This window comes from Rhodopirellula europaea 6C, from assembly GCF_000338295.1.
GTDB lineage: Bacteria > Planctomycetota > Planctomycetia > Pirellulales > Pirellulaceae > Rhodopirellula > Rhodopirellula europaea.
On the sequence record NZ_ANMO01000193.1, the window covers coordinates 24,403 to 31,411 of the forward strand.

5 protein-coding genes are annotated in these 7,009 nt (G+C 57.0%); 4 read left to right on the plus strand and 1 reads right to left on the minus strand.

Going from position 1 to position 7,009, the window contains the following annotated elements; genetic code table 11:
* Window positions 1-117: 117 nt before the first annotated feature.
* Entirely contained in the window at window positions 118-591 is a 474-nt protein-coding gene (locus tag RE6C_RS19815; protein ID WP_008659418.1) for a YaiI/YqxD family protein, read from the minus strand.
* Between the two features lie 152 nt (window positions 592-743).
* Between RE6C_RS19815 and RE6C_RS19820 the strand changes: the two genes are divergently transcribed.
* The 4 genes from RE6C_RS19820 to RE6C_RS19835 form a co-directional block, all read left to right on the plus strand.
* On the plus strand, window positions 744-2,987 hold the full coding sequence (locus RE6C_RS19820) for a sulfatase/phosphatase domain-containing protein (protein WP_008659420.1): 2,244 nt from the start codon (window positions 744-746) through the stop codon (window positions 2,985-2,987).
* Window positions 2,988-3,194: 207 nt separating this feature from the next.
* On the plus strand, window positions 3,195-4,370 hold the full coding sequence (locus RE6C_RS19825; protein ID WP_008659422.1) for a patatin-like phospholipase family protein: 1,176 nt from the start codon (window positions 3,195-3,197) through the stop codon (window positions 4,368-4,370).
* A gap of 363 nt (window positions 4,371-4,733) precedes the next feature.
* Window positions 4,734-6,062: an APC family permease gene (locus RE6C_RS19830; protein WP_039962689.1), complete on the plus strand. Its 1,329-nt coding sequence runs from the start codon at window positions 4,734-4,736 to the stop codon at window positions 6,060-6,062.
* Window positions 6,063-6,454: 392 nt separating this feature from the next.
* Window positions 6,455-7,009: L-lactate permease (locus RE6C_RS19835; protein WP_008659426.1), on the plus strand; the 555-nt coding region annotated here is incomplete at its 3' end.

Consider the following 7,009-nt stretch of genomic DNA (forward strand, 5'->3'; position numbering starts at 1 on the left):
AGATCGCCTAGCAAAACAATCCACCAACAACCGGCATGAGAAAACGCCAGAATTTCCACGGTCGAAGGCAGAATGGACTGTCGCAGGATAGTCGCTGCTGCGCTTCAACGCGAACCACTACTCCGAGGAGGTCTCAGCCCTCCGGATGGCTTTTGTCAACAAACGATCAAAGGTCGACGCGAACGCCTTTTTGTCTTTGGGACCATAAGGCGCACTGCCGCCCGTCTCGACACCAGCACCTCGCAGGTCGTCCATGAAATTTCGCATCGAAAGGCGACTGGCGATGGTCGCGGGCGAATATTCTTCCCCTCGCGGATCGATCACAAACAAACCTTTGTCCACCAACAATCCCGCCAGTGGCAAATCGGCGGTCACCGCCAGATCACCCGGTTCGCCGTTGTTGACGATGTACCGGTCCGCTTGATCGGCTCCCTCCCGAACGACCACGGACCGAACCGTCGTCGCGTTCGCCGGAACTCCAACCGGTGAATTCGCGACCAAAATCGTTACCAGGTCCAAACGTTTTGCGGCACGAAACACGACCTCCTTGACGTCCCGCGGAGCAGCGTCGGCATCGATCCAAATTTTCACTTCATATGGTTCCGGTGTGAGTGTCGGTTCCGTTGTGGTTCATTCACCGAGTCGACGAACGAGAAACACCGAGCGGTGCCACAACAGGGCCATGGTTCGGTTTAAACTAGCCGCTTCCTACCGACCTTCCCACCACTGACTCCGGCAACACCATGAATCATCTTCCGGTTTCTCGCCAAGCATCTCGCATAACGAAACGCCTTGTCGCGTTGTCGATTGCACTCGCGGTACTCGGCAACCTCTTGCCTCACACAGCTTCCGCGGATGAACCGGCCAAAGCCAAACGGCCCAACATCGTCTTCGTATTTTCCGATGACCATGCGTTGCAAGCCATCGGTGCTTACGGATCCAAGATCAACAAGACTCCTAACCTCGATCGCATCGCCAACGAAGGCGCCGTCTTTCACAACTCTTTCTGCGCCAACTCAATCTGCGGCCCTTCGCGAGCCTGCATCCTGACGGGCAAACACAGCCACATCAACGGCTTCCTTCGCAACGGCAATCGCTTCGATGCCTCACAGGTCACGTTCCCAAAACTGTTGCAAGATGTCGGTTATCAAACGGCACTCATCGGCAAGTGGCACCTGGGCACCGATCCGGTCGGTTTCAATCACTGGGAAATCCTTCCCGGACAAGGCAACTACTACAACCCTGACTTCATCCAAATGGATGGATCACGCAAGCGGTATACCGGCTACGTGACGGACATCATCACCGAGAACACGCTGAACTGGTTGCAGAACGATCGCGATGAAGACCAACCGTTTGTGCTGATGTGCCAACACAAGGCTCCCCACCGAAACTGGTCGCCTCCACCACGTCACTTTGATTTGTACAAAGGCGTTGACGTGCCTGAACCAGAAACCTTGTTCGACGATTACGCCGCTCGTTCGAAGTTGCTGCACGAAAGCGAAATGTCGCTGGAGAACCATTTCTACTGGGGCCACGACATGAAGTTCCATGGCGAGAGTTTGTTCCCCGAGCAGTTCCTGCCACGTTTGGGCAACGGCGAATATCGCCGCATGAACGACGAACAAAAGGCCGCCTGGGACGCCGCTTATGAACCCGAGAACCAAAAGTTCATCGCCGACATGAAAGCCGGCAAACTGTCCAGCAAAGACATCACCAAATGGAAATACCAACGCTACATCAAAGATTACCTCGGCACCGTTCAAGCGGTCGATGACAGCGTCGGTGAACTGCTGGCTTACCTCGACGAATCAGGACTCGCCGAAAACACGATCGTGATCTACAGCAGCGACCAAGGGTTCTACCTCGGTGAACATGGCTGGTACGACAAACGCTGGATGTTCGAAGAATCACTTCGCATGCCGTTCCTGATTCGCTGGCCCGGCGTGATCGCACCCGGCACCGAAAGCACCGCCCCCATCCAAAACATCGACTACGCCCCGACCTTCTTGGAAGCCGCCGGAGCAGAAATCCCCGAGGCCATCCAAGGACGCAGCATGGTCTCGATGATGAAAGACGGTTGCCGAGCGTCATCGACTTGGCGTGACGCGGTTTACTACGCCTACTACGAGAACGCGGCGGTGCACATGGTCCCCGTTCACGACGGTGTGCGAACCGAACGTTACAAGCTGATGTTCTTCCCCCGCAGTCGCGAATGGAACCTGTTCGATCTGGAAACCGACCCTCTTGAACTCAAGTCGGTCCACGACGATCCCGAATACGCCGACATTTTGGCCGGATTGAAAAAACGCTACGTTGATCTGCGTGATTTGTATGACGTCAACTCCGCCACCATTCCGGCCACGCGAGGTGACGAACCAGGCTGGCAGAAACGCAACATGGCGATGTCCAAACTGGCCAAGACCGCCAAACCCAAATTGGCCTTCATCGGTGATTCCATCACGCAAGGCTGGGAAGGCCGCGGCAAAAAGGTTTGGGAAGAAAACTACGCCAAACACGACACCATCAACTTGGGCATCGGCGGCGATCGCACCGAGCACATCATTTGGCGTTTGACACACGGCAATCTCGGCAAGATCCAACCCGAAGTCGCTGTGTTGATGATCGGTACCAACAACACCGGTCACTTCATGCAAGATCCAACGCAGATCGCCGAGGGTGTCGAAAAGATCCTTTCGATCCTGCGTGAGAAATTGCCAAAGACGAAGATCGTGTTGCAAGCCATCATGCCGCGAGGCAAAACCAAGATGGACTTGATGCGACTGAATAACATCGCCGTCAACGACCGGATCGCGAAAATGGCCGACGGCGAAAACATCGTTTACGTCGACTTGGGCGATCACTTCATGAACGAGGACGGCACGATCGATCCCGCGATCATGCCCGATTACCTGCACCTGTCCGAAAAGGGCTACGAGATCTGGGCCGACGCCTTGGCCCCCACCCTCGAGTCGCTGGGCCTCTAAAAGTGGCATCGGCTTCCAGCTTGTGAAGAGACCAACCCAGGGCATCCATTCACCAATGGATGCCCTTTTTTCGTGCCCACCCCGCTCCCCAAGCCCCTGCGACGCCCTCAAATCCAACCGGATTGACATGGCGACGCAACCGCCGCTCCCGGTAATCTGACCGAGCCAATCCGTCTCGACTTCTCGGAAATTCACTCCCAAACCAAGATGAAAATCGCCCTGGCTTTCTCTGGTGGTGGCGTTCGCGCCACCGTGTTTCACCTGGGCGTCCTTGCGCGACTCGCACGGGAAGATTTGCTCGGAAACGTCCAGATGATCTCCAGCGTTTCCGGAGGCAGCCTTGCCGCGGGGCTGGTGTTTTCTGCGACCAACAATCGCTGGCCCAGTAGCGAGGAATACCTCCACGAGGTCGTTCCCAGAATCTTGCGTTTGCTGACCACTCAGAACCTGCAGCGATCCTACGTGATCAAGTCGCTGATGTTCCCCTGGCAAATCCTCAGTGGCCGCGCCGCGGTCCTGGGCGACGAACTCGAGCGACGGTGGCAAATCAACGGTGACCTTGCCGACCTGCCAGAGTCACCCCGTTGGTTGATCAACGCGACCTGCTATCAAACGGGCAAAAACTGGCGATTCCAGCGAGACTTGATGGGCGACTACCAAACCAAATACATCGTCGACCCGAAGCTTCGACTGTCGCATGCCTTGGCCGCTTCCGCCGCCGTGCCTGGGTTGATTGGTCCGCTGATTGTGAAAGCCAAACACCATCGTTGGAAAGAGATGCGAAACGACCAGTGGCATTCCATTCCGGCCAAGTACAAACGGCTGCACCTTTGGGATGGCGGCGTGTACGACAACCTCGGCGTGGAAGCACTTTTCAAACCCGGCATCGGCTTGGTCGACGGCACCGACTTCTTGATCGTCTGCGATGCCTCGCGACCACTGGGCAGCGAATCGCGTCGATCGAAGTGGCGTCCGGGATACTTGAAAGCCTCCATGCGGCTGGTCGATGTGGCCACCGATCAAGTCCGCAGCCTACGAGCACGGATGTTGATCGACCACTTCAAGAAGAACCCCGGCAGCGGCGCGTACTTGCGACTTGGTTTGAAGAGCAAGCGATCCACCCTGCGAGCCCACACGCCGACGGAAGCCACCGGCAGCACCTCCGGAATTCGCGATTCGCATTGGACCGAGCAACCGTCGTTGACGGACGAGGAAGTCGATCGAGTCTCCCGGATCGAAACGACGCTTCGCCGATTGGACCACCAGGAATTCAGTCTCCTCTTCCGTCACGGTTACGAAGTCGCCAACGGAACCCTCGCTCGCTACGGTGGCGAATCCCTCGACCGAGTCCCCCGCAACCGAGTGCTCCTAAGAGCCGCGTGAACGCAACCAAAGCGATTGGAAAACGTCCCCCACTTCACCCTCCTGGCAGGAGGGTCGAGCGAAGCGAGGGGAGGTCGAACGGTAACAAGCCAATCCGTTCACCACATAGAAATATCATCCCGGCGACTTTGCGAACTCAATCCACAGGCCGCAAGCAAAAACCGTCAACGCGTTCTCGGCTTGCGTTCCGCTCGATACACTCGCTGCTCGCACCGCCCTTCGTCGATTCCGGCGTTAGCGGGCTGTTGATTTAATGAGCCGTACCGCGTTAGCGGCGGTTAGTCAGACGCCAACCGGGGCTAACGCCCATCGGCTAATTGTTGTCATTTGGTATACGACTAAATCAACAGACTGTTAATCCCCATGACCATTGATTCGCAACCGAGCCGCCCTCCAGAACCAGCCGCACTTCGCCGTGAGGTGGGCCTGTTCGGCGCCATGATGATGGGGCTCGGATCCATCGTTGGCACGGGCGTCTTTGTCAGCATCGGGATCGCGGCCGGAATCACCGGGCCATCGGTCGTGTTTGCTATTCTCGTTGCTGGGTTGGTCGCCACATTCAATGGACTGAGCAGCGCTCAATTGGCGGCTGCGCATCCAGTCAGCGGCGGCACCTACGAGTACGGCTACCGCTGGCTGACGCCTTCGATGGGATTCACGGCGGGATGGATGTTCCTGTGCGCCAAGTCCGCTTCCGCCGCCACCGCCGCCTTGGGTTTTGCCGGGTACGCATTGCAACTATTCCAAGTCGATCGTGGAGACTGGATCGTGCCGCTTGCCGTTTGTGCGGTGGTCGCGACAACGTTGCTGTTGCTCGGGGGGATCCGGCGATCCAACTGGACGAATATTGCGATCGTCAGCACGACGCTGATCGCGCTGGCCAGCTTCGTGGTCGCCGGTTTGCCGATTGCCTGGCGAGAAGGTTCCGCCAACATGACACCATTGTTTACATCGGATGTCCCATCAACCGCGACGCGGCAATTCTTGGAGGCTTGCGCATTGATGTTCGTCGCCTACACCGGCTACGGCCGAATCGCGACGCTCGGCGAAGAAGTCCACAACCCTCGCCGAACGATTCCGCGAGCCATCATTGTCACGTTGCTGGTCTCATCATTGCTGTATGCGATCGTCGGCGGCATCGCGGTCGCGGCGGCGGGAACGGGCGTTTTGGGCTCCACTTCGCAACAGACCGCTCCCTTGCAACTTGTTGCGAATCATTTGAATTCACCCATGGTGGCCAAACTGGTTGCCATCGGTGCGGTGACCGCGATGCTTGGTGTGCTCCTCAACCTGATCCTTGGCCTTTCGAGAGTTGTTTTCGCCATGGGTCGCCGCGGCGATTTGCCTCGCGGTTTAGCAGCCGTATCGAGCAAGAGCTCAACCCCGTCCGTCGCTGTGGTCGCGGTTGGTATCGGCGTGGGAACGCTCGCACTCATCGGAGACGTCAAAACGACGTGGTCGTTCAGTGCCTTCACCGTGTTGGTCTACTACGCGCTCACGAATCTCGCAGCAACACGCCTGACCGCCGAAGAACGCTTGTTTTCACCAATCGTGCCATGGCTTGGTCTAATCTCATGCCTCGGCCTAGCATTCTGGGTACAGCCGCGGATCTGGATCATCGGGGTGGCATTGATCTCTGGCGGTCTGGTCTTTCGACAATGCCTGAAACGATCCGATACGTCAGCAAGCTGATCGTGGATCAGGTAGCCTATGAGCTGAAACGTTTCTCTACAGGTGCCCTATCAGCCTGTTGATTTAATCGTATACCGCATGACAACAATTAGCCGATGGAAGTTAGCCCCGGTTGGCGTCTGATCAACCGCCGCTAACGCGGTACGGCTCATTAGATCAACAGCCCGCTATACGACGAGGTAGGCTCTTGATTCCCAAGGACTACGCTGGACGGGGCTGGCACATCAACAGATAGCACGTGACCCGACGGTTTCCATCCTCGCCTTGCAATCCTTCAATGCTGCCTCTCGAACGTCTCCAAAGCTTATTCCGAGAACGGTTTGGCCTATTTACATACTGACATAAGAGCCCGCCTAAATGAAAACAAATCACCTTGAATCACCAACAACCACTTGGGTGAAACGCTGATGCTGGCACTGGTGGCTTTGGTGCCTATTTTGACTGTTGGCGTGTTGCTGGTTGGCCTACGTTGGCCGGCGGCTCGCGCGATGCCGGTTGCATTTGTCTTGACCGCCGCCCTATCGGCTTTGGTCTGGCAAGTGCCGGTCCTACAAGTCGCTGCGGCATCGACCAAAGGCGTGATCATTGCAATCAGCTTGCTGTTCATCGTTTTCGGCGCAATTCTGTTATTGGAATCGTTAACAGTCAGCGGCGCGATCAGAACCATCCGGTCGTCCTTCAGCAACCTGTCGCCCGACGCTCGGGTTCAAGCCATCATCATCGCTTGGCTGTTTGGATCGTTCATCGAAGGAGCCGCCGGTTTCGGCACTCCGGCGGCTGTCTGCGTTCCGTTGCTGGTCGGACTTGGATTCCCAGCCTTGGCGGCAGTCTTCTGTGGAATGATCATCCAAAGCACACCGGTTTCGTTTGGAGCGGTCGGAACTCCCATCTTGGTCGGCGTCGACAAAGGCTTGTCTGGATCGGCGGCCGCGCAATCATTGGCGGTC

Coding starts and splice junctions, on each gene's coding strand:
- RE6C_RS19830 (WP_039962689.1), top strand. CDS start 4,734: ATGACCATTGATTCGCAACCGAGCCGCCCTCCAGAACCAGCCGCACTT.
- RE6C_RS19825 (WP_008659422.1), top strand. CDS start 3,195: ATGAAAATCGCCCTGGCTTTCTCTGGTGGTGGCGTTCGCGCCACCGTG.
- RE6C_RS19820 (WP_008659420.1), top strand. CDS start 744: ATGAATCATCTTCCGGTTTCTCGCCAAGCATCTCGCATAACGAAACGC.